Raw genomic sequence first — 21,652 nt, forward strand, 5'->3', positions numbered from 1 at the left:
CTGCCGGCGACTGATCCGGAAGGCCAAGCCTAGCGCGGAACCTGCCCCGCGCCTGCTCGCGCCGCTCGGATCAAATCGTTTGTGTACCCAGGTGAACCGGAGTGCGTCTCACCCGCTAGGCGGCCTCAAGACACAGGCGAGCTAACGGGGAGGCTGGGCAGCCCTTCGCCGCAGCGGCGGCAGTAGCGCGCGTCCGGTTCGTGGGGCGACAGGCCGCAGCGGGCGCAGGTCACGGCGGGGGCAGTGTCCAGCCAGGCGCCGCGCTGCGCCTGCGTCAGCCCCACAGTCACAATGCCCGTGGGCACCGCGATGATGCCGTAGCCCAGAATCATGACCAGCGAGGCCAGCCCTTTACCCAGGGGCGTTTCCGGCGCAATGTCACCGTAGCCTACCGTCGTCATGGTCACGATGGCCCAGTAAATGCTGGTGGGAATGCTGGTAAAGCCGTGCTGGGGGCCTTCAACGACATACATCAGCGTGCCGACAATCACCACTAGGGTCAGCACCACCGCCAGAAAGACCGTGATTTTGGCCAGGCTGGCCTGCAGGGCCCGCGTCAGCACGCTGGCTTCGCTGAGGTACCGCACCAGCTTGAGGACTCTAAAGATGCGCAGCAGGCGCAGCACCCGCACGATCAGCAGGTACTGCGCGCCGGGAAGCAGGAGGGCCAGGTACGCCGGCAGCAGGGACAGCAGATCCACCACCCCGAAAAAACTCCGCGCGTAATGCGAGGCCCGGCGCGCGGTCAGCAGCCGCAGCAGGTACTCGGCGGTAAACAGCGCCGTCAGGGTCCATTCGGCGGCGCGCAGTTGTGGGGCATACCGCGCCCGCAGTGGCGCCACGCTGTCCAGCATGACCGCCAGCACGCTGGCCAGAATCGCGGCGATGAGAAACAGGTCAAAGACCCGCCCCGCCCGCGTGTCCGAGTTGTAAATGACGTCGCCCAGACGAACGCGCCAGGCGGCTCTGTGGTGTGCCTGACTGCTCACGGCGGCAGTCTAGCGCCCGGCCCGCGCTACCCTGAGCGGCATGACACAACCCGAACCGTGGGCGGCGCTGCGGCGCCACTGGCAGGAACTGGCGGACCTGGGGGGCATCGGCGCGCTGCTGGGCTGGGACCAGAGCACCTACCTGCCGCGCGCGGGGGCCGCCAGCCGGGCGCGGCAGCAGGCGCTGCTCTCAGGGATTCGCCACGCGCGGGCCACCGACGCCGCCTACGGCCGCCTGCTGGACGGGGCGCAGGCCCAGGGCGACCTCACCCCGGTCCAGGCGCGCACCCTGGCCGTAGCGCGGCGCACCTTTGACCAGGCCACCCGCCTGCCCGCCGAATTCGTGCAGACCTTCTCGCAGCACGCGGGCGAAACCTATTCCGCCTGGGTGCAGGCGCGGCCTGAGAACGATTTTGCGCGTCTGGTGCCGCTGCTGGACAAGACCCTGGACCTCAGCCAGCAGGCCGCCGCGTACTTTCCCGAATTCGCCACGCCCATGGATTACTTTATTGACGCCGCCGACGAAGGTATGACCGCCGAGCAGGTAGACCGTGTCTTCACTGCGCTGCGCGAGGCCCTGGTGCCGATGGTGGACCAGGCAGCGGCGGCGCCCGTCCGCACCGATTTCCTGTCGCGCCACTACCCCATTCCCGCCCAGTTGGCCCTGGGCGAGGCGATTGCCCGCGACTACGGCTACGACACCCAGGCGGGCCGCCAGGACCTGACCGCCCACCCCTTCATGACCCGGCTGGGCGCCCACGACGTGCGTATTACCACCCGCGTGCGCGAGGACGACCCCACCGACGCCCTGTATTCCACCCTGCACGAAGCCGGCCACGCCATGTACGAGCAGGGCGTGGCCGGGGACCTGCTGGATACCCCGCTGGGCGGCGGGGTCAGCGCGGGGGTTCACGAAAGCCAGTCGCGGCTGTGGGAAAACCTGGTGGGCCGCTCGCGCGCTTTCTGGGCCGGGCAATTTGGCCGCTTCCGCGACGCCTTCCCCGAGCAACTGGCGGACGTGACAGAGGACGAGATGTTCCGCGCGGTCAACGTGGTGCGCCGCAGCCTGATCCGTACCGATGCCGACGAACTGACCTACAACCTGCATGTCATCACCCGCTACGAACTGGAGCGCGACCTGCTGAGTGGCCGACTAGCGGTGCGCGACTTGGCGGACGCCTGGCACGCCGCTTACGAGACCAACCTCGGGCTGCGCGCGCCCAGCGATGTGGACGGCGTTTTGCAAGACGTTCACTGGTACGGCGGGCGCATTGGCGGGGCCTTTCAGGGCTACACGATAGGCAACGTCCTGAGCGCGCAGTTCTATGCGGCGGCGCAGGCCGCCACCCCTGGCCTGGAGGGCGACCTGACGCGCGGCGACTTCACCCGCCTGCACGGCTGGCTGCGCGAGCAGGTCTACGCGCCCGGCCGCCTCTACACACCCGGCGACCTGGTGGAGCGCGTGACAGGCCAGCCCATGACCGTGGAGCCCTACCTAGCCTACCTGCGTGGCAAGTACGAAGGGCTGCAAGGCTGAGCGTGACGCCGCTGGCTGGTGAGGTGCCGGGTGTGCCTGTGGGCACCTGCTTTGAAGGGCGCCGCGCCCTGAGAGAGGCCGGGGTGCACCGGCCCCTTCAGGCCGGCATTGCAGGAACGGCCCTGGGCGGCGCGGTGTCGGTGGTGCTGTCCGGCGGCTACGAAGACGATCAGGACAGCGGCGAGCGCATTCTCTACACCGGCGAGGGTGGCCGCGACCCACGAACCGGGGCGCAGACCGCCCACCAGCTGCTCACGCGGGGCAACCTCACCCTGGCCCGCAGTCACCTGCTGGGCCAGCCGGTGCGGGTGATCCGCCGCGTGTCGGGGTCTACCTACCGCTACGACGGGCTGTTCCTCGTAACTGCTGTCTGGCACGAGGTGGGGCGCTCGGGTTACCTCATCTGGCGATTTTTGCTGGAGGCGCAAATTTACCGGCCCGCCGGGCGACAGGTCACCACGCGCCTGAGTCGCAACAGCATTCACGCCGCCCAGGTCAAGGCGTGGCATGACCACACCTGTCAGCTGTGCGGCCTGCGCCTGACCACGCCCGCTGGCCCTTACGCCGAAGCCGCGCACATTCGCCCCCTGGGCCAGCCGCACCACGGCCCCGACACGCCGGAGAATTTGCTGTGCCTGTGCCCCAACTGCCACGTTCAGTTTGATCTGGGCGGCGTGGGGGTCGCAGACGACCTGAGCCTCCTGGGACGCCCCGGCCTGCTGCGCCGGGTGCGCGCCCACTGCCCAGACGCCACCAACCTGGCCTACCACCGCGCGCACATTTACAGCGCAGAGATTGGCGACCCAGGCTGAACCCCACACGCAAGGGCCGCGCTCGGAGGGGAAACACCTCGGCGCGGCCCTTTGGGCTGGGGGTGAAGAGGAGTGGGCACTTCGGCCCACGAAAGTTGAAGGTCCTTATTGTGTGCGCCGCCGCCTGACAGAACTCTGAAGCCAGGCGCCGCGCTCAGGGTAGAAAGAAGTCGTGAGGAACCGGGCGCGCCGTGCGCCTGATCCAGATTCCGTTTGGTTCGCGGACCCTTCGGCTCGCTCCCGATGGGTCCTCTCCACGCCCGGTGTCCGCCTTACTTGCGGCCCACGCCCGCCACCACGTTCAGGGGCGTGTCCAGTTTCAGCCACAGGAACTCGTTGGCATCTTTCACGTCGGCGCCGCGCCCACCCGTGCCGGGGTAGTTGTTGTCGTTGGCGACCAGAATGGTGTTGGCGTCCAGCACCAGCACGTTTTCAATGGTCACGTAGGGGAACTTGAACACGCCGCCCTGGGTGCTGGGGGCCAGGCCCTGGGGGTCTTTCACGTTCATCAAGTCGGCCACCAGCGTCTTTTTCAGGGTGCCGTCGGCGTTCTTTTCATTCAGGCTGACCAGATACACGCGCTTGGTTTTGGCTGCCGCGCCGCTCAAGTTGTCGCGTTCCAGCACCAAGTACTGCGTGGCATTCACCGGCGTCAGGTCGCCAATAGCGTTGGCAGCGTCGTCCAGGCCATAGCGGCCCGCCAGTGTCCACTGTTTGCCCGCCGGGTCGTAAGCGTGGAGGCGCAGCTGACCGGGCAGGTCGCCCGTCACCGTTTTTTCCAGCAGGGCGTACAGCGTCTTGCCGTCCGGGCTGAGGGTCACGCCTTCAAAGCCGCCGCTGCCGCCCAGATTGGCCGCCGCGCTGCTGGTGCCCAGGGCGTAGGCCGGGTTCTGGGGGCTGCGAACCTCGGGGGCCGTGTAGCCGCCCACCACGCGGGCTCCCGTGGCGGGAAAGTCGGTAAAGAAACCGTCCACACCGGCGCGCAGGGCCTGACGCATCTCGGCTTCGGGGTCATTGGCATAGCCCGGCAGGAGGTAGGTGGCCTCGTTGCGGAAGGTCCAGGGGTGAACCAGCAGCCCGGCGGCGTGGGCACGGGTCACGAAGTCGGTGGTCACGCCCTTGTCGTCAATAATCCAGCGCTTGTAGGCGCCCACGCCGCTGGCGTAGGTGGCCAGCTCCTTCAGGCCGGCGTCGGTCGTCAGGACCCCGTATTTGCGGGTGTCGCTCTTGGCGGCCCAGTCGTAGGGCGCTTCGTCGGCGCTGCTGACCAGCTGCACCAGCGGCAGGGTCACGCCCGCCTTGGGCATGATGTTCGTCTTCAGGTCCTTGAGGTTGGCGGTTTCGAAGGACTGAATAAAGACCCGCGCCGGGTCGGTAAAGCCCTCTTTCTTCAGGGCGTCAATCAGCAGCTGCGAGGTGTTGACGCCCTGGGCCGCAAAGTAGGTGGGGTGCTTGGTTTCGGGATAAATGCCGACCTTGCGCCCGGTCTTCGCTTCCACCTCTTTCACCAGCGCAATGACTTCAGTCAGCGTGGGAATCTGAAACTGGCCGTCGTAAGTCTTGCCGCGCAGGGCGGGCAGGCGCTCGACCGCCCGCAGGGTCTTCAGTTCGGCCAGGGTAAAGTCCTCGGCAAAGTAGCCGCGCACGTCCACGCCGTCCACCTTCTTGGTGGTCAGGCGGCCAGCGAACTCGGGGCGGGTGGCCACATCGGCGGTGGCTTCCAGCACCTTGCCGGCCGCGTCAACGGCGGCAATCACGGGCTCATGGCGGGCAATCAGCACGCCGTCTTTGGTCACCACGAGGTCGGGCTCGATAAAGTCCGCGCCCCCCTCAATGGCGACCCGGTAGGCCTCCAGAGTGTGCTCGGGACGGGTGCCGCTGCTGCCCCGGTGCCCAATCACGATGGGCGCCTGGCCGCGCAGGGTGAGCAGGCCCGGCAGGTTGGGCGTGGCGACCGGCGCGTCCAGCAGCCGCCCGTCGGCGCTGAAGTGCAGCAGGTAGGGCCCGAACTCGTCACCCACCCACAGGCTGCCGTCGGGGGCCACAGCGAAGCCCTCCACGTCAAAGTCGGCGCCGGTCAGCAGCCGCTCTGGGCTGGCTTCGTTGACGATCAGCCACGGCACCTTGCGGTCGGGGTCCCGCAACTGGATGAAGTCGCCCACACCCACCTTGCCCTGACCGGCCGGCGCCGTTTTGGCCGTCAGGTTCAGCCGGTACAGGCGCAGCAGGTAGTCGGCGCTGTTGGCCTTGCTGCCGTAGCCGTTGTCACTCAGAAACAGATAACTGCCGTCCTTGCCAAACTGCACGCCGGAAAAGCCCTGCACCGGCTGCGAAGAAAAGCGCGCCGGGCCGCGCAGCCCCGCCCCCGCATAGGCGCCACTGGCGGGCCCAGCGGCGAAGGTGTCGGCGGGCAACTCGGCGTAGCCGACCAGGGTGGCGGCAGAAGCGGGGGCGGCCAGGCTCAGCAGGGCCGTCAGACCAATCAGGGCGTGTCTCACGCCGGTACGGTGCCGCGCGTTCGTCAGGCCGGGGTGCGCTGCCCGTCAGGGGCGGGTCAACCGCGCGCCCAGCAAGACTGCCGGCTCGTCGCCAATCAGGCCGTCCACGCCCAGGGCACTCAGGCGGGCCACCTCGGCGGGGTCGTTAACGGTCCAGGCATTGAGCCGCCAGCCGTGGGCGCGGGCCAGGTCTAGCAGCGCCTCATCCACCACTTCGAAGGTGGGGTGCAGAGCGGCGCTGCCGGTCCAACGCATTGCGGCGCGCAACAGCGGCGCCGGGTAAGCGCGGTGGGTCAGCAGGCCCCGCTCCACCTGCGGCGCCAGGTTCCGCGCGGCCCGCAAAAGCGTGGGCATGAACGAACTCAGGATGACCCGCCGCGTCAGGCCGTAAGCCGTGACCGCCTGCAAGGTGCCGGCCACGCGGTCATCGGGCCGCAGCCCTTCAAACTTCAGTTCGATGTTGACCCACGCGCCCGTATCAGCTGCCCAGGCCAGGGCCGCGTTCAGAGTCGGGACCAGTGGGGGCAGGTCGGCCACACACAGGCTGGGCAGCGCCCGCCCATCAGCCAGCACGGCGTCGTGGTGCACGACCAGGGTGCCGTCCATCAGGCGCCGCACGTCCAGCTCGACGCCGTCCAGCCCGGCGTCCAGGGCCGCCTGAAAGCCCGCCAGTGTGTTTTCAGGGTGCTGGCGCGGCGTGCCCCGGTGGCCCAGCAAGAGAGGGGTCATAGAGGCAGGGTACTGCGCGAGGTCGAAGGAATGGCCGTTCAGGACGCCGGCAGCATCACGGCTACCGAGTCTATCGGAGCGAACTGACCCCCCGCAGAGCAGGAAGGGAGCTGGCCAACGCCAGGCCCCGCACCCTTCAGCGTGTGGTCACGCCAGCAGCCGTTCGTCATGACAAATCAAGGGAGACAGAACCTGGGCTGCGGAGCCTGCTCGGCGCCAGGTGGCCCCGCAATCCCCTGACCTTACCCCTTGACCTTGCCCCTGGGGCAGGGCGCACGCTAAGGGCACCTCCGGAGGACGCCCCATGACCACCCCCGCCCCCCCACTGATGACCATCGGCGCGTTTGCGCGCGCCAGTCGCCTGAGTCTCAAGGCGCTGCGGCTGTACGGCGACCTGGGCCTCCTGGCCCCCGCGCGGGTGGACGCCCAGAGTGGCTACCGGCTGTACGCCCCGGACCAGCTGGCCGACGCCCGCCTGATCGCCCTGCTGCGCCAGACCGAGATGCCCCTGACCACCATTCGCGCTCTGCTGGACACACCCGGCCAGGACCGCCCAGCCGCGCTGCGCCTGCACCTGGCAGCCCTGGAAGCCGCCCACCGCCAGCGGCGCGACCTGGCCCGCCACCTCATTCAGCAGCTTGAAGGAGTGACCCCCATGACCCTCCCCCCCATTCAGACCCGTGCCGTTCCCGCCCAGCCCGTCGTCACCCTGACCCATCACGTCTTTGTCGCTGACCTGCCCGCCACCATTGCCCGCAGCATGACGACTCTGATGGAGACGGTGAGGGCGCAGCAAGTGGACTTTGCCGATCCCCCGTTCGTCATCTTCCACGGCGAGGTCAACGCGGACAGCGACGGACCGGTTGAGATCTGCATGCCCTATAGCGGCGCCCTGCAGCCCAGCGGGGAGGTGAAACTGCGCATCGAGCCGGCCCACGCCGAAACCTTTGTGGTCCTGAACAAGACCCAGTTCGAGTTCCCCGCCATTCTGGCCGCCTACGACGCCACCGCGGCTGCCGCGCAGGCCCAGGGCGAGTGCGGGCAGCTCAGCCCGCGTGAGGTCTATCCGTATGACTGGGACGCCGCCGGACCGAATGATCCGGCCGGCGAGGTGGCCTGGCCGTACACACCGCGCACCTGACCCCCCGCCTCTCGCCTACCCTGAAGGCATGAGCTACGCCGCCCACCTGGGCCTGACCGTGCAGGAAGCCAGCCCAGAACTGACCCGCGTGACCGTGACCGTCGGCCACGCGGGCCTGAACATGCACGGCAGCGCCCACGGCGGCCTGCTGTTCAGCCTGGCCGACGAGGCACTGGCGGTGATCAGCAACCTGGATGCCCAGGCGGTCGCCATTGAGACCCACCTCAGCTTCTTCCGGGCCGCGCGACCCGGCGACGCCCTGATGGCCCTGGCGACCCCCGAGCGGGTGGGCCGCACCCTGGCCACCTACCGCGTCGAGATTCGGCGCGAAACCGACTGGGAGCTGATGGCGCTGTTTCAGGGGACCGTCAGTCGTCGGGAGAAGAAGTAGGCCGGTAGAACTGTGCGGGGCGGCCCTGATCGTCCAGCCAGACGGCCCAGCCATTTTTTGCGCCCCCAGAGACGATTCCGGCTGCCCTACTCGGGTTGGTGTACTCAACGTCTGCAGCGAAGATGAGCTGGTCTGCTTGGTCAACAAGGACCCCCGCCGCCAGCAACTGAGCACGTTCGCGCTGAATGCCGCCGGCATAAGGCTTGACATCCTTAACGGCGGTGCTCCCTGCCCTCACCACCCACGTTCCCTGTGCTGCGGAGTAATCAGCGCGCGCAGCAGCAGTTTTAATCCGAAAGCTGAATGAAATGCTCTTTGGAACAGTTCCTGAACTTTGCGCAAACGTCTCTATCAGGCCCTGCGCCGTAGGAAGTGGGCGGCCCAGCAACACATCCCGCTCCACTTCGGTTAGCCGGTTCATTTCAACTGCCGCCTGGGCCGCCAACTCGAAGGAGAGAATCTGATACTGCACCTGGACAGCCTCGACAATCGCGGTCTTCTCTCGCCGGATTCGCGCTTCGTCAAGGCGGCGTTGCTGCTGAGCGCCGACTTGCTGCACGGCGGCAGAGAACCTGTCTGACCGGCAAACCGCCGGGTCGAACAGCGCGGCAAAGTCGTCGGCGAAAGTGTTCCCCTCTTGCCCCAGTTCCAGCTTCAGGACTTCATGGTCCTGAAACGTGCCGCCCGGCTGGTGTGTGCGGTCCAAGATGACCCACACGCGGCCGTTGGTCAGCACCGCCCACGGCGTGCCTTCGCTGGCAGCATAGGTCACGACCTGCTGGTAATCTCTGGCGCTCAGCGCCACCGTCATGCCCTTGAGTTCCAGGGCAAACTTGCCTGCCCCGACGCGGATAAGAAAGTCTGACCGGGTGCCACTGCTGTTGGTTTCCTCAGGCACCACTTCAGCCGGATTCCAGATGTCGAAGCCCGCCGCGTGCAGGAACCGCAGCACGATGGCCTGCCGCACCACGGCTTCACCCGGCGGCGAGCCGTGGGCCAGCCACTTCTGCACTGCATGGACAGCTTCACGAACACGCATCTGCACCGCTGACATGTGCCGGGCAGTGTATCAGCGTGGCGCGGGCCACAAAACGGAAGAAGGAGGCGCTGAGCCTCCTTCCCCTGCTCTGGTCAACTTTAGTAGTTCACGTTGTAGCTCGCCGTGTCGCTCGTCCAGTCCTTCTGAGGAATGGGCTTCTCGACGGGGTTCACCACGATGCTCAGGGCCTGCGCAAAGCCGGGGGTGGTCGTCGGCTTCACCGTGGCAAAGTCCTGCCCCGCCGTGTACGAGCTGAGTTCGCTCAGATTCAGCGGACGGCGGCTGGCCACGACCAGCACGCGGTTCAGTCCCCTGGGGCCCGCCACGTCAAAGGTAAAGCGGTCACCTGTGGCGGGGAAGGCGCGCGTCTGCCCGGCCCGCACATAGTTATTGCCGGACCCTGACAGGCGGTTGGGTAGAATCTGGTCGGTGCTGCCGTCAGGATTGACGTTGAAGAGGTACACGTAGGCGTTCTCGTTCACCGAGGTGTACAGCGTGATGCGGTCACCCACGCGGTAGTTGGGCACGGCGTTGCCGCTGCGGTCGCGGTCAACCCACACCCGCGCTTCGAGGGTGGTGGGCGTGGGGTTCACGATGATGCTCTGGGTGCTCAGCTGCGGCGCAGCGGCGGCGGGCGCGGCGAACACGCCCAGCAGGGCGGCGGACAGGGTCAGGAGCAGGGCAGGCTTGTTCATGATGGACTCCAGTGGGCGCAGTTCGCCTCTCTGCGCGGCTTAGGGGCCGTGCAGGTGAGGGAAGAGGAAGCGTCTGCGCTCTGACCCTCACAGTAGGCCGCCCTGCCTGACGGGCGGTGAAGGCCAGCTGACGGAACATGAGCTGCGTTACGTTCAGCCTCATATTCGGGTACCTATGCAGAAGCGGCCCCCCGGAAAACCGGAGAGCCGCTGAATTCTGGCAGGGATACTAGGATTCGAACCTAGACAAACAGATCCAAAATCTGTTGTGCTGCCATTACACCATATCCCTAAGGCAGTCGCCATTTCTGGCGGGCATGAGTATAGCGGTGCCCCTGGCGCGGGGTCAAGCAGGGTGACTACGCCGGCGCCGCTGGCCGTTCAGTGACCGTCAGGCCGGCAAATTTCAGCAGCAGGCGCTTCTGGCCCACGCCTGGGAAGTACACCAGCACCTCGCGGCGCTCGCCCTGGTGAAAGCCCTGCATAAAGACGCCCACGCCAAACTTGGGATGCTGGAGCCTCAGCGGCTCGGTGGTGCTGACCGCGCGCTGTAATTCCCGGCTGGGGATGCCCAAACGGGCGCTGACTTCGGGCAGAGAGAGGCCGTACAAGTCCAGCAGTTCACGCGCCTGCAGCGGCCAGCTGGGCGGCAGGACCGGCTCATCGGGCAGAGGGATGGCGCCCGACAAGGAGACCACCTCAGGCTGGGCCAGTGGCGCCATCCCCGGCAGGCTTTCTAGAAACAGGCGCGTGGCGTGCTTGTCGGTGGGGCGGCGCTCGCCACTGGGCAGGGTGGGTGAAAAGCAGCGGCTGACCGCAATGCACTCGTAGCAACCATAAGTGTTGTTGCAGCAGGTCTTGGACACCAGCCCCAGGGCGCGCTCTAACAGGGCGTCCATCTGCTCATACGCCCGCCGCGCCACGCCCAGGCCGCCCAGCCAGTCGTCGTACAGGAAGAAATAGGTGTCTCGGCCTTCCCGAAAGGCGCTGGCCAGGTCGTTCTCATCGCAGGCAATCCGTTCGGGCGTGACTTTGTGCAGCAGGTGCTTGAGGGTATGGGCCACGGCGGTCGGCCGCTCGGTGGCGCGGGGGTCCAGGCCAATTTCAACCGCGCTCGTGCGGAAAGCCGGCAGTTCGGTGGGCTGCTCGTACAGGTGTTCCGAGAGCCGGTGGTCCTGCATGCGGTCCTGAATGCGGCCTCCGCAGCGGGCGCAGCTGCGTTCGGTGGGGCCGGGTTCGCGGTCACAGCCCACGCACACCCGCTCGAAGACCTGCCGCAGCATCTGGTAGCCCGCGTAGCGCCGCCGAATACTCACCTCACCGCAGCGGTAGGCCAGCGGCCCGCGCCGCACCCACTCACCCATCTGCACCGGCGTCACCAGCGTGGCCGACAGCCCGCGCGTGAAGAGGTTAGCGGCCTCGTAGCGCTCGACCACAATCGCCGTGCCCGCCGGGTGCTCGTCCCAGCGCAGCACCTTGTAGCCCTGGCCATCCAGGGTAAAGACGGCGCCCTCGTGCTTTTCCGTCAGGGCGTAGTGCTGGCTGGGGCTTTCCAGCGGCGTGTCCAGCGCCTTTGATCCCAGGCGCTCCCAGTCGGCGCCCTCCACAACGGCGTATTTCAGGCTGCCCTCGCCACGCAGGTTCCAGTAGCGGGGGGCCGGGCGCGGCTCGTGGGGCGCGGGCAGGCCGGCCAGGCGAAATTCTTCGTTGGCGCGCGCCTGATGCCGGGGCGAGAGGTAGGGATTCTGGGCCTCCACCACGGCCTTTTCAATGGGGCCGGTCAGCAGGTCTAGAAAATTGCCCGCGTTGCTGTAAAAAGCGTCGGCCGGCAGCGGCACCCCCTGTTCGTTCAGGGCCGGCAGGTACAGCACCAGCCCCGGCGCAATGCGCCCCGCGCGGCCCGCCATCTGGCGAAAGGCCATGCGGCTGCCGGGGTAGCCGTCAATAATCACCACTTCCAGGTCGCCGATGTCCACGCCGGCTTCCAGCGCGTTGGTGGCAAACATGACCCCGCTGCGGGCCCGCCGGAACTCAGAGAGGCGGCCCTCGCGGTCGCTGGTGCCGGCCATGTACAGGTGGGCGCGGCGGGCGTAACCCGGCTGGGCCCGGTAGGTGGAATACAGCCGCGCGGCGCGTGAGCGGCCCCGGAAAAAGGCCAGCACCTTCAGGTCGTAGCGTTCCGAGGCGTCCATCACCGCGTTCCAGAAGCGGCGGGGCTGCCCTCTGTGGTCGGCCAACACGAACCGTTTGCCGTGCCGGGCGGCGCCGGACTCGCTGACCTCGGTGGCGTCCACGCCGGTCAGCTCGCGAGCAAATTCGGCGGGGTTGCCAATGGTGGCGGTGCTCAGCACCACCTGCGGCTGCGCCCCCAGTGCGCGGGCCAGAGCCAGCAGACGCCGGACCATCCCGGCCACCTCCGAGCCAAAGCCGCCCCGGTAGGTGTGGGCTTCATCCAGCACCAGAAACGACAGATGCTTAAGAAAATCCCGCATGCCCGGTTGAGTCAGCGACCAGTGCAGTTTGTCGGGTGTTGCGGTGACCATCCGCACGCCGGGCCGGAACACCTCGCCGCTCTGGGCCGAGCCCTGAAACGCCGCGACCTCCCAGGGAAAGCCGCCGCGCTCACGGAAAGTCAGCAGTTTGTCGCGCTGGTCCTGGCCCAGGGCCACCAGGGGGTAGACAAAGAGGGCCGTGGCATTGGGATCGCGCTCCAGCCGATCAAAGACGCCGGGAAAAAAGGCCCCCGTTTTTCCGCTGGCGGTCGGCGTCGTGATGATGACGTGCCCGCCTTCCCGCATCAGGCGGTAAGTCTGGGCCTGGTGGGCGTAGACCTCGGGGAAACCAAACCCGCGCGCCACCGCGCCGCTCCAGCCCAGGTCGGTGACGCTGACGGTCCGGGCGTCCTCTGCCTCTTCCTCGTGAAGACGGGTCGCGCCGCTGCCCAGCGTGTCGCGCAGAAAGCCGTCCAGGCGGGCGAAGGGCGAGCGGGCGGGCAGCACGGGGTTCAGTGTAAGGGCGTGCTGGTGGCAGGGAGGGGGATTGGGTCACGGTGTGAGGTTGGGAGGTTGGCCTCTCCGGCCGGGGATTGCCCCACCCCCCAGCCCCCTTCCCCAAAGGGGCAGGGGGAGCAGACGTTGGCACTGGGCAGGGGTTGACTGACGCGGCGGAGAGGGCATATTTTTCTGCGCTGTGGACGCCGTGGTCCGCCTGCCGCCCATCGTCTTACGCCCGCGCGCTACGCGCACGACGGCTTCCGTTGCTGGTCCTGCGATGGTGGCAGGTGAGGACGCTTAGGGCACGAGGATCTACTGTTGAAAGGCGCTTTTGCTTGAGCGCCTTATCATTTGTCTTTTCAAAGTAGAACCTGGCGAACGCACCAAGGCTTCTTGCCCCAGCCCCGCCCAGGTCCAGACGAGGCCATTGTGCGCGCAGCGCGCAGGCCCTTTCGATGGGGCAGTGGATGGCGTCGAGGCCAGACACATGGACGAACAGAGCAAGCTGGCCGACGCCAGTAGAAACTCTTGCCTAGCGCAGCGCTGCTCCCCCTACCCCTTTGGGGAAGGGGGCTGGGGGGTGGGGCACCCCCGGCCGGTCAGGCCAATCCCACCGTCCCTACCCCCTCATCACAAAATGCTCAACAATCGCGTGGTGGTCCTCGAAAAACTGCTCGGGCTGACCCAGGGCGTCATTCAGCGGCACCCACAGGGCCTCACTGGCGTCGCTGCCACCACTCAGGCGGGGCAACTGCCCCAGGCCCAGGTCAAAGTGAAAGGCGTGGGTAACGGTGCGCCCGCGCAGGCTGCGGCTGGGATAGTCAAAAACGGCCTGGGCCCGCAGGTGGGCGGCAAGGTCCAGCCCGGCGCCCAGGCCCGTTTCTTCATGTACCTCGCGGATGCAGCCGGTCAGCAGCGGTTCGTCCTGCTCCAGAAAACCGCCGGGCATCGCCAGGCGGCCACGCCCCGGCAGGCCGCCCCGGCGCACCAGCAGCACATGGCCGCTCTTGACCACCACGGCGTCGGTGGTCACGAAAATAGGCGGAAAAGGCGCGTCTTTCCAGGCCGCGCGGTAGCGCCTCAGATAGTCGTATTCGGTCTGCAATTCCTGAAACTCAGGGCCAGTGCGAAAGCGGTCCAGAAAAGCGTGAACACTGGCCGGCACCATCCCCTGCACATCGTCAAGACGGTTCTCGAAGTAGGCGGTGCGGACATCGGTGGCGCTCAGGGGACTAAACACATGGGTCGGGATAAATTCCCAGGCCGGAAAGGAACGTAGATAGTAGCTGCTCTCGTCTTTGATGTGCCCAATCAGGGCAATATCAGTGCTGCCGCGCGTGTGGTCCGCCACCCCGCCCTGCACCTCCGAGAGCCACAGCGCCTCGTTGTAAAAGTAGTCGCGCACATGCACGAACAGGAGCCGGGCACGCGGAACACCAGCGTCGCGCAGCATCGCCACAATCAGTTCCTGACGTTCGTCAGCTGTAAAAGGGTTCTTGATGTTGCGGGCGGCCCGCGCGCTGCCAATCACCACAATCAGCTTCTGCACACTCTGGAGGGCTTCAAGCATCACCAGCAGGTGCGCCTGATGGGGCGGTTCAAAGCGGCCGATATACACCCCAAAGGTGCGTTTGCGGCGGGCAGGCGCAGGAGCAGTCATATTGCTCATACTAAGAGAATCCAATCATTAAGAAAATGAGACTCACACCTCATCCTAAAGCAGCTCACATTTTGCGGCTGGCCGTCGTACGCTAAGGCATGAAGAAAAAATTGCTGTCCGCAGGCCTGCTGCTGTCTCTCGTCTCCTCCACTGCTCTGGCGGGCAGCGCGGGCGCCCCTGTGGCCTCGCAGGTGCTGGCCAGCACCCCCACCGCCCTGGCCGCCGCCCTGCGCGAAGCGGGCTACAAGGTCACAGTGGAGCCGGTAAGCGCCGACAGCGACCCCACCCTGACGGTCACGGCCGGCGACTATGAAGTCAGCCTGTGGCTGAGCAACTGCAAGGCCAATGTCTGTGGCCGCGCCACCGCCAGCGTGTCCTGGGACTACAGTGACGACGAAGACAGCCTGGACCTGGAACTGACCAACGACTGGAACAGCAACTATTATACCCAGGCCTACATCTATGAAGGGGCGTACTACCTGGACTCGACCCTGTTCATCGGCGGCGGCTACACCAAGGCGGCCCTGAAAGCCTGGATGACCGAGTACCTGGACGATGTGAGCGACTTCGAAATGGAACTGCCCTGAGCTAAAACGTCTGTGCCCAGTGCCCCCAGTCCCAACAGACTGGGGGTTTTGCTGATGCCCCGCGCGTGCAGTCCTGTGGATGAAGGGACAACATGTGTCTGGTCAAGAAAAGGAGGTCGGCCCTCAGACCCGTTCCTGGCCAGGAACCAGGCACACTGCACCCCACATGGCGGACCTGAAACATACCGGCGAGGAGCTGGCCTCGCACGTCAAGAGCGGCGTTCACCGCGCGCAGCAGGGGGCCAGAGTCGCCACCCAGCACGCGGCGCCGGGCCTGGAACTGCTGGCCCGTGTCGGCTACGCCAGCAAGGGCGTGGTCTACGGCGCCGTGGGGCTGCTGGCACTGGGGGTCGCCCTGGGGCGCGGCGGCGCCACCACCGATTCGCAGGGCGCCCTGATCCGGCTTCAGGACATTCCGGCCGGATCGGCGCTGCTGTGGCTTCTGTCTGTGGGACTGGTGGGCTACGCTCTATGGCAGCTGATTCGCGCAGTGCTGGACCCGGAACACCAGGGCGCCGGGGCCAAGGGCCTGGTCAAGCGCGCCGGCTATGGCCTGAGCGCCGGGGCCAACGCGGGCCTGGCTTTTTTCACGGCTCAGCTGGCGCTGCGAGGCGACATGGCCCGGCAGCAGAACAGCGAAGATCAGGCGGCCAGGACGGTGCTGAATCTGCCTGCAGGGCAGCTGCTCCTGGGCGTGGTTGGACTGATATTGCTGGGCATAGCGGCCAATCAGCTGTATATCGCCTACGGGGCCAAGTTCATGAAGCACATGGCCTTTCACGATATGGGCGCGCGCACCGAACAGGCCCTGAGCCGGATTGGTCAGGTGGGTATCGCGGCGCGCGGCGTCCTGATGCTCCTGATCGGCAGTTTCGCCCTGGTCGCCGCGTGGCGCGGGCAGGCCAGTCAGGCCGCCGGAATATCCGAGGTGCTGACCTGGCTGCGTGAACAGACTGCCGGCAACGTGCTCCTGGGGGCCGTGGCTCTAGGAACGCTGTGTTACGGCGTCTGGTGTGTGGTGCAGGCCCGCTACCGCCGGATCCGCATTGAGGGCGGTGCCAGGTGAGGCCAAGTGGTGCAACAGATCAGGTTCAGGCGCCGTAATGAACGAAGACGACATCACCCAATCCTTGACAGAGCCTCTGCGAAGTCTTTCATTCCCACTGAGGAGAGCATCATAAACAGCAACTCTGGTGAAAATGAGGGAAGCGATGCTCTCACAGGACAGCACCGGAAGACCGCCCGCTGAGCTTCGACCCCGGACATTTAGGACTAGGCATGAGATCAGTCCAGCTGAAGACTCTCACCCTTTCCCCTCCCCTGTTAGGCGCTGGACCTGTGGCATGTCACAATCGGCGCCATGACCGCCCAGGCCCCCGCCACCCGCCGCCAGGTGGCGCTGATTGCCCACGACCGGAAAAAGCTGGAACTGGCCCTCTTCGCTCTGTCGTACAAGGACGTACTGGGCCACTTCCCACTGGTGGCCACCGGCACCACGGGCGGCATCCTGGAAAAGCAGACTGGGCTTCAGGTCGAACGGGTCCTGTCGGGGCCACTGGGCGGCGATCAGCAAATTGGGGCGCGACTGGCCGAGGACCGGGTGCTGGCGGTGTTTTTCTTCCGGGACCCGTTGACCGCTCAGCCCCACGAACCGGACGTGTCGGCCCTGGTGCGGCTGTGCGACGTGCATGACGTGCCACTGGCCACCAACCCCGCCAGCGCGCAGGCCCTGATGCTGTGGCTCCAGGGGCAACTGCCCGGCACCCTGGATTGAGGGGGCTTCCCTTTTCCTCCCCCTCATCTGACCCTGGCCGGAAGGTGGCTTATATTGGTCTCATGCGCGCCCCCGCGACGCCCGTGCTGACATCTGGTCTGCTGACCGATGTGGGCCGTCAGCGCCAGGGCGGCGTCAACCAGGACGCGGCGCTGGCGCTGGACCTGCCGCAGGGCGGGCTGTATGCGGTTGCCGACGGCATGGGCGGCCACGCAGCCGGCGAACTGGCCGCCAATCTGGCCCTGGACGCCCTCAGCCAGGCCTATCTGGACGCGCGCGGCACCCCACCGGCCCGCCTGGCCGGGGCGGTGCAGGCCGCCAATGTGACGGTGCTGCGCCACGCAGTCGGGGAATACGTGGGCATGGGCACCACGCTGCTGGCTGCCCTGATTGACCGGGGCGCAGCGCTGCTGGCGCATGTGGGGGACTCGCGGGCGTACCTGCTGCGCGGCGGGCAGTTGCACCGCCTGACCGAAGACCACTCGTGGGTGGCCGAGCAGGTGCGGCTGGGCCATATGACCGAAGACGAGGCCCGTGACCACCAGTGGCGCAGTGTGGTCAGCAACGCCCTGGGAGGCGAGGAACGGGTGCGCCTGGAGCTGTATGGACTGGAAGTGCAGGCTGGTGACCGCCTGCTGCTGTGCAGCGACGGCCTGAGCGCTGTGGTGACCGACCAGGACCTGCTGACCATCCTGGCGCGGCCCCTGCCCCCCGAAGCCACCGCCCGGCTGCTCATCAACGCCGCCAACGACGGGGGCGGGCCGGACAACATCACGGCGCTGATTGTGGATCTTCAGCGGCCGGGACGCGCGCCGTCTTACGCGCTGCCGCCGCGCCGTGACGACGGCCCGGTGTATGTGGACACGCTGCTCAGTGCCCAGCGCGGCAGCAGCCTGCATAGCTACATTCTGCTGATGCTGGCCTATTTCACGCTGCTGGGCATCATGCTGGTCCCCGAGCGCCGCGTGCCGATTGGCCTGATCGGCACGGTGCTGCTGCTGGTGCTGCTGGTGGGCCAGCGCCTGATGCGCCGGCCGCCGGCGCCGCTGCGGCCGCCCAGCGCTGTGCTGCCCGGCCTGGGCCAGCCTCCGGCGACCGACAGCAGCGCGGTTACAGAGACCCGCGCCTGACGCCGCAGCCGCGCAGGTATGCTGCTGGGAATGAAAGAAATTATCGAAACGGTCCAAGCCCCCGCCGCCATTGGCCCCTACAGTCAGGCAGTTACCTTTGGCAACCTGGTCGTCACCAGCGGCCAGATTCCCTTGACGCCCGCAGGCGACTTGGTGGCAGGCGGCATTACCGAGCAGACCGAACAGGTGATTGCCAACCTGAAGGCTGTTCTGGCAGCCGCAGGCACCGACCTGGACCGCGTGGTCAAGACCACTGTGTTTCTGGCGGACATGAACGAGTTCGCCGCCATGAACGCCGTGTATGAGACCCATTTCCGCGCACCCTACCCGGCCCGCAGCACGGTGCAGGTGGCCCGGCTGCCGCGCGACGTGCGCGTGGAAATCGAAGTGCTGGCCGAGCGCCACTAGCCAGAGCAGCTTTTTTCCTGGCTGGGCGGACAGTGCATGTTCGCCCAGCCTGTTTATGGAGCGCAATACAAGGCCACAACTCGGCGTGGCGCCGGGGTAATCGGCTGAGCGAACATACCGACCTTGTCTGGCCTGAATGCTGTCCCTTTTGAGTGTCAACGAACCGGAAAATCCTATCTCTGCCTAGACCCTGCTTGCGGAAACATACAGGTACGCGAACCCTGGCAAACATGCTCTTGCGCAGCCCCAGGCCTGCACACCGCTGCCACCCCGCTCCCTTTGTGCCTCTGGTCTCGACGGCCCCCGGCCAGGCGTGACATCTTGAGCGGCAATGGTCGTCTTGCCCATCCGCTTTGAGCGCAGCCCCCGCCTTCACGCCATGCTGAGCGAGACGGCGTATCCGGCCGGCACGCGCGTGGTGGTGCAGGGCAAGCGCGGCCCCGAGGTGGCCACCGTGCGCGGCGAGGGCCGCGATCCCCAGCCGCAGGAGCGCTACGGCGCCGTGCTGCGCGCGGCCACCCCCGAGGACCTGACCCACTGGGAAGACCTGCACCGCGCGGGCGAGGACCTGAAATGGCTGCTGCGTGCCCGCGCCCGGCAGCGCGGCTTGCCGGTCAAGGTGGTGGCCGTCGAGTTCACACTGGACGAGAGCCTGGTCACCGTCAGCTACAGCGCCGACGAGCGCATTGAACTCACCGGCCTGATCGGTGAGGTACGGGCCCACACCCGCGCCCGCGTGAATTTTGCGGCGGTGGGCCCGCGCGAGCAGGCGCAGATGATCGGCACCCTGGGGGCGTGTGGCCGCGAGAACTGCTCCTCGACGCATCTGCAAGACTTTGCGCCCGTCAGCATCCGTATGGCGCGCGACCAGCAGCTGCCGCTGAACCCCGAAAAGCTCTCGGGACCCTGCGGGCGCCTGCTGTGCTGCTTGCAGTTTGAGCACACCCAGTACCTCGACCTGCTCAAGGACCTGCCGCGCAAGAACGCCCGCGTGTGCCACGAAGGCTCGGGGGCCTGCGGCAAGGTCACCAAACTGCATCCTCTGGCCGGCACCGTAGATGTGGCCACCGACCAGGGCCTGCTCCAGAACGTGCCGGCCGCCAGCCTGCGCCGCATGACCGAGGCCGAGCTGAAGGCCCAGCCCGACACGGGACGGGGCCCCCGTCCGGCCAAGCCGCCCCGCTCCACGCCCTCATAAAAAGGCCAGCAGTTGGACTGGCCGCTTCAGCTGGGCCGCGCCGCTCAGCTGGACGCTCCCGCCATCCGGCCAGTTGACCACCGGCCCGGACACCCGCCACCAGCGCGGAGTACACTCGCGGCATGACGGCTTCTGCCCCTGACCGCCGCGCCACTGAAACCAAATTGACCGTGTCTCCGGCAGCGAGCGCCTGGACCACCTACGCCCCGCGCTTTGAGGCGCTGCTGGAGCGGCCCCTGGACGCCCGCGAGGTGCCCGCGTGGCTGGCCGACTGGAACGCGCTGGGCAGCGAACTGGCCGACGTGAGCGCCAAACTGTCGGTTCGCGCCGACCTGAACACGGCCAGCAAGGACATTCAGGCGCGCAAACAGGCTTTTATCAGTGAGGTCAGTCCGCAGTGGGAACGCGCCCAGAACGCCATGACCCAGAAACTGCTGGCCGTGCCCGGATACGTGCCGGCCCCCGACGTGGCCCAGCTTTACCGCCGCCTGAAAGAAGAGGCGGCCCTGTTCCGCGAAGCCAACGTGACCCTGGGCGTGACGCATGAGGAGCAGAAGAACCGGCATTCCGTGCTAACTGGCAACCAGACGGTGACGCTGGGCAGCGAGGAGTTGACCATTCCGCAGGCCAAGCAGCTGCTGGACAACCCCGACCGCGAGCGCCGCGAAGCCGCGTGGCGGGCGCTGGCGGCCAGCAACGCCGCCCTGGCCCCCGACCTGGACGCGGTGATGCTGGACCTGCTGACCACCCGCCGGGCACTGGCCCACAACGCCGACCAGGCCAACTACCGCGACCTGCGCTGGAAAGAGCTGGACCGGGTGGACTATGCGCCCGCCGACTGCCGCGCCTTTCACGAGGCGGTGCGCGACGAGGTGGTGCCGCTGGTCGGCGCCATGACCGCCCAGATTGCTGGCCGCCTGGGCCTGGACACCCTGCGCCCCTGGGACTACAACCGCAACAACCTGCTGGACGACCAGGCCCGCGCGCCCCTGACGCCGTTTAAAACCGGCGCGCAGCTTGAGGCCCTGGCCCAGACGGCCTTTGAAGAGCTGGACGCCGACCTGGCGGACCGCTTTGCCCAGATGCGCGTCAGTGGCCTGCTGGACCTCGAATCACGCCCAGGCAAGATGACTCACGCTTACTGCTCGTACTTTCCCACCACCAATGAACCCTTTGTCTTGATGAACGTGGTGGGCACCGCCGAGGACGTGCGCGTGCTGTTTCACGAGGTGGGGCACGCCTTCCACGGCTTTTACAGCGGCGACGCCCAGCCGCTGGGCATGAACCGCTGGAGTCCCATCGAGTTTGTGGAGATCCCCAGCATGGCGATGGAGTTCCTGACGCTGGATCACCTGGGTCATGTGTTTACCCCGGATGAGCTGGCCCGCTACCGCGAGAAGCAGCTTCAGGGCGTTATCGCCTTCCTGCCGTGGGCCGCGCAGATGGACGCGTTCCAGCACTGGCTCTATGCCGAGGCCGGCGAGCACGTCACGGTTGCCGATCTGGACGCCAAGTGGCTGGAACTCGACCGCACCTTCCACCCGTTCGTCAACTGGGACGGCCTGGACGAGACGATCCGGGCCAAAGGCTGGCAGTATTACCACATCTTCCAGGTGCCCTTTTATTACATCGAATACGCCATGTGCTACCTGGCCGCAGTGGGCGTGTGGCGCGGCGCCCAGACTGACCCCCAGGGCGCGCTGAATGCCTACAAGGCCAGCCTGCGCCTGGGCAGCACCGTCAGTATCCCCGAGCTGTACCGCGCAGCGAGCGTTGACTTCCGCTTTGACCGGGAATACATCAGGGGCCTGATGAGCTTCGTGCAGGAGCAGATGCAGGCGTAATACGGACTCCGATTGAATCGGGCAGAATGCTTGATGAAATCCGAGCGGACTTGGAAAGCGGCGCAGCAGAGCGAGCAGGAAAATACGCGGGTTTTGCGATCTAAAAGCGTAGATGGTGCCTTGCCGGCTATGCTGCAGTGAAGCAGAATCCGCATAAATCAGCTTCCGGTTGATCTGTTCAGGCACCGAAACGGACCTGACAGATCCACAAAGACAAAGCGGCGGCC

The 21,652-nt window shown here is 66.8% G+C and carries 18 protein-coding genes and 1 tRNA gene; 11 read left to right on the plus strand and 8 right to left on the minus strand.

Annotated features, from left to right (window positions below; translation table 11 throughout):
- Positions 1 to 125: 125 nt before the first annotated feature.
- On the minus strand, positions 126 to 989 hold the full coding sequence (locus K7W42_RS03590) for an ion transporter (RefSeq protein ID WP_224572357.1): 864 nt from the start codon (positions 987 to 989) through the stop codon (positions 126 to 128).
- Positions 990 to 1,029: 40 nt separating this feature from the next.
- Here K7W42_RS03590 and K7W42_RS03595 point away from each other — a divergent pair, with 40 nt between their 5' ends.
- Positions 1,030 to 2,526, plus strand: coding sequence for a carboxypeptidase M32 (locus K7W42_RS03595; protein ID WP_224572359.1), 1,497 nt, complete (start codon positions 1,030 to 1,032; stop codon positions 2,524 to 2,526).
- A gap of 2 nt (positions 2,527 to 2,528) precedes the next feature.
- Positions 2,529 to 3,338, plus strand: coding sequence for a YDG/SRA domain-containing protein (locus tag K7W42_RS03600; RefSeq protein WP_224572361.1), 810 nt, complete (start codon positions 2,529 to 2,531; stop codon positions 3,336 to 3,338).
- 272 nt (positions 3,339 to 3,610) lie between these two features.
- Here the strand turns inward: K7W42_RS03600 and K7W42_RS03605 are convergent, their stop codons facing one another.
- Together K7W42_RS03605 and K7W42_RS03610 are read right to left on the minus strand one after the other, a co-directional pair.
- Positions 3,611 to 5,836 (minus strand): esterase-like activity of phytase family protein, encoded by a 2,226-nt coding sequence (locus K7W42_RS03605; protein ID WP_224572363.1) that lies wholly within the window; start codon positions 5,834 to 5,836, stop codon positions 3,611 to 3,613.
- 45 nt (positions 5,837 to 5,881) lie between these two features.
- Positions 5,882 to 6,565, minus strand: a complete 684-nt coding sequence (locus K7W42_RS03610) for a glycerophosphodiester phosphodiesterase (protein WP_224572365.1) — start codon at positions 6,563 to 6,565, stop codon at positions 5,882 to 5,884.
- A 304-nt stretch (positions 6,566 to 6,869) separates the two neighbouring features.
- Here K7W42_RS03610 and K7W42_RS03615 point away from each other — a divergent pair, with 304 nt between their 5' ends.
- Both K7W42_RS03615 and paaI read left to right on the plus strand, forming a co-directional pair.
- Positions 6,870 to 7,706 (plus strand): MerR family transcriptional regulator, encoded by an 837-nt coding sequence (locus K7W42_RS03615; protein WP_224572367.1) that lies wholly within the window; start codon positions 6,870 to 6,872, stop codon positions 7,704 to 7,706.
- Between the two features lie 28 nt (positions 7,707 to 7,734).
- The gene (gene paaI, locus K7W42_RS03620; protein WP_224572369.1) at positions 7,735 to 8,097 is read left to right on the plus strand and encodes a hydroxyphenylacetyl-CoA thioesterase PaaI; all 363 of its coding nucleotides are present in this window, start codon (positions 7,735 to 7,737) and stop codon (positions 8,095 to 8,097) included.
- Here the strand turns inward: paaI and K7W42_RS03625 are convergent.
- From K7W42_RS03625 to K7W42_RS03645, 5 genes are all read right to left on the minus strand, one after another.
- Positions 8,075 to 9,151, minus strand: a complete 1,077-nt coding sequence (locus K7W42_RS03625) for a DUF4357 domain-containing protein (RefSeq protein WP_224572371.1) — start codon at positions 9,149 to 9,151, stop codon at positions 8,075 to 8,077. The two genes, paaI and K7W42_RS03625, sit on opposite strands and share 23 nt — an antisense overlap.
- A gap of 83 nt (positions 9,152 to 9,234) precedes the next feature.
- Positions 9,235 to 9,831 carry a DUF4384 domain-containing protein gene (locus tag K7W42_RS03630; protein ID WP_224572373.1) on the minus strand — a complete coding sequence of 199 codons (597 nt, stop codon included), beginning with the start codon at positions 9,829 to 9,831 and terminating at the stop codon, positions 9,235 to 9,237.
- Between the two features lie 218 nt (positions 9,832 to 10,049).
- Positions 10,050 to 10,123, minus strand: a tRNA-Gln gene (locus K7W42_RS03635).
- Positions 10,124 to 10,190: 67 nt separating this feature from the next.
- Entirely contained in the window at positions 10,191 to 12,830 is a 2,640-nt protein-coding gene (locus K7W42_RS03640) for a DEAD/DEAH box helicase (RefSeq protein ID WP_224572374.1), read from the minus strand.
- 613 nt (positions 12,831 to 13,443) lie between these two features.
- Entirely contained in the window at positions 13,444 to 14,484 is a 1,041-nt protein-coding gene (locus K7W42_RS03645; RefSeq protein WP_224572376.1) for a bifunctional nicotinamide-nucleotide adenylyltransferase/Nudix hydroxylase, read from the minus strand.
- Positions 14,485 to 14,582: 98 nt separating this feature from the next.
- Here K7W42_RS03645 and K7W42_RS03650 point away from each other — a divergent pair, with 98 nt between their 5' ends.
- The 7 genes from K7W42_RS03650 to K7W42_RS03680 all read left to right on the plus strand — a co-directional run bounded on the left by K7W42_RS03650 (position 14,583) and on the right by K7W42_RS03680 (position 21,425).
- Complete coding sequence (locus K7W42_RS03650) at positions 14,583 to 15,071, plus strand: YbjN domain-containing protein (protein WP_224572378.1); 489 nt, start codon at positions 14,583 to 14,585, stop codon at positions 15,069 to 15,071.
- Positions 15,072 to 15,237: 166 nt separating this feature from the next.
- Positions 15,238 to 16,137 carry a DUF1206 domain-containing protein gene (locus tag K7W42_RS03655; protein ID WP_224572381.1) on the plus strand — a complete coding sequence of 300 codons (900 nt, stop codon included), beginning with the start codon at positions 15,238 to 15,240 and terminating at the stop codon, positions 16,135 to 16,137.
- Between the two features lie 294 nt (positions 16,138 to 16,431).
- Positions 16,432 to 16,845 (plus strand): methylglyoxal synthase, encoded by a 414-nt coding sequence (locus tag K7W42_RS03660; RefSeq protein WP_224572382.1) that lies wholly within the window; start codon positions 16,432 to 16,434, stop codon positions 16,843 to 16,845.
- Positions 16,846 to 16,907: 62 nt separating this feature from the next.
- Entirely contained in the window at positions 16,908 to 17,975 is a 1,068-nt protein-coding gene (locus tag K7W42_RS03665) for a PP2C family protein-serine/threonine phosphatase (RefSeq protein WP_224572384.1), read from the plus strand.
- A 30-nt stretch (positions 17,976 to 18,005) separates the two neighbouring features.
- Entirely contained in the window at positions 18,006 to 18,383 is a 378-nt protein-coding gene (locus K7W42_RS03670) for a RidA family protein (RefSeq protein ID WP_224572387.1), read from the plus strand.
- A gap of 331 nt (positions 18,384 to 18,714) precedes the next feature.
- A complete protein-coding gene (locus K7W42_RS03675) occupies positions 18,715 to 19,581 on the plus strand; it encodes a PSP1 domain-containing protein (protein WP_224572389.1) in 867 nt (288 codons plus the stop codon).
- 122 nt (positions 19,582 to 19,703) lie between these two features.
- Positions 19,704 to 21,425: a M3 family oligoendopeptidase gene (locus tag K7W42_RS03680; RefSeq protein ID WP_224572391.1), complete on the plus strand. Its 1,722-nt coding sequence runs from the start codon at positions 19,704 to 19,706 to the stop codon at positions 21,423 to 21,425.
- The last annotated feature ends 227 nt before the right edge of the window (positions 21,426 to 21,652 follow it).

The sequence above is a fragment of the Deinococcus betulae genome (assembly GCF_020166395.1).
In the GTDB taxonomy this organism is placed as follows: Bacteria; Deinococcota; Deinococci; order Deinococcales; family Deinococcaceae; genus Deinococcus; species Deinococcus betulae.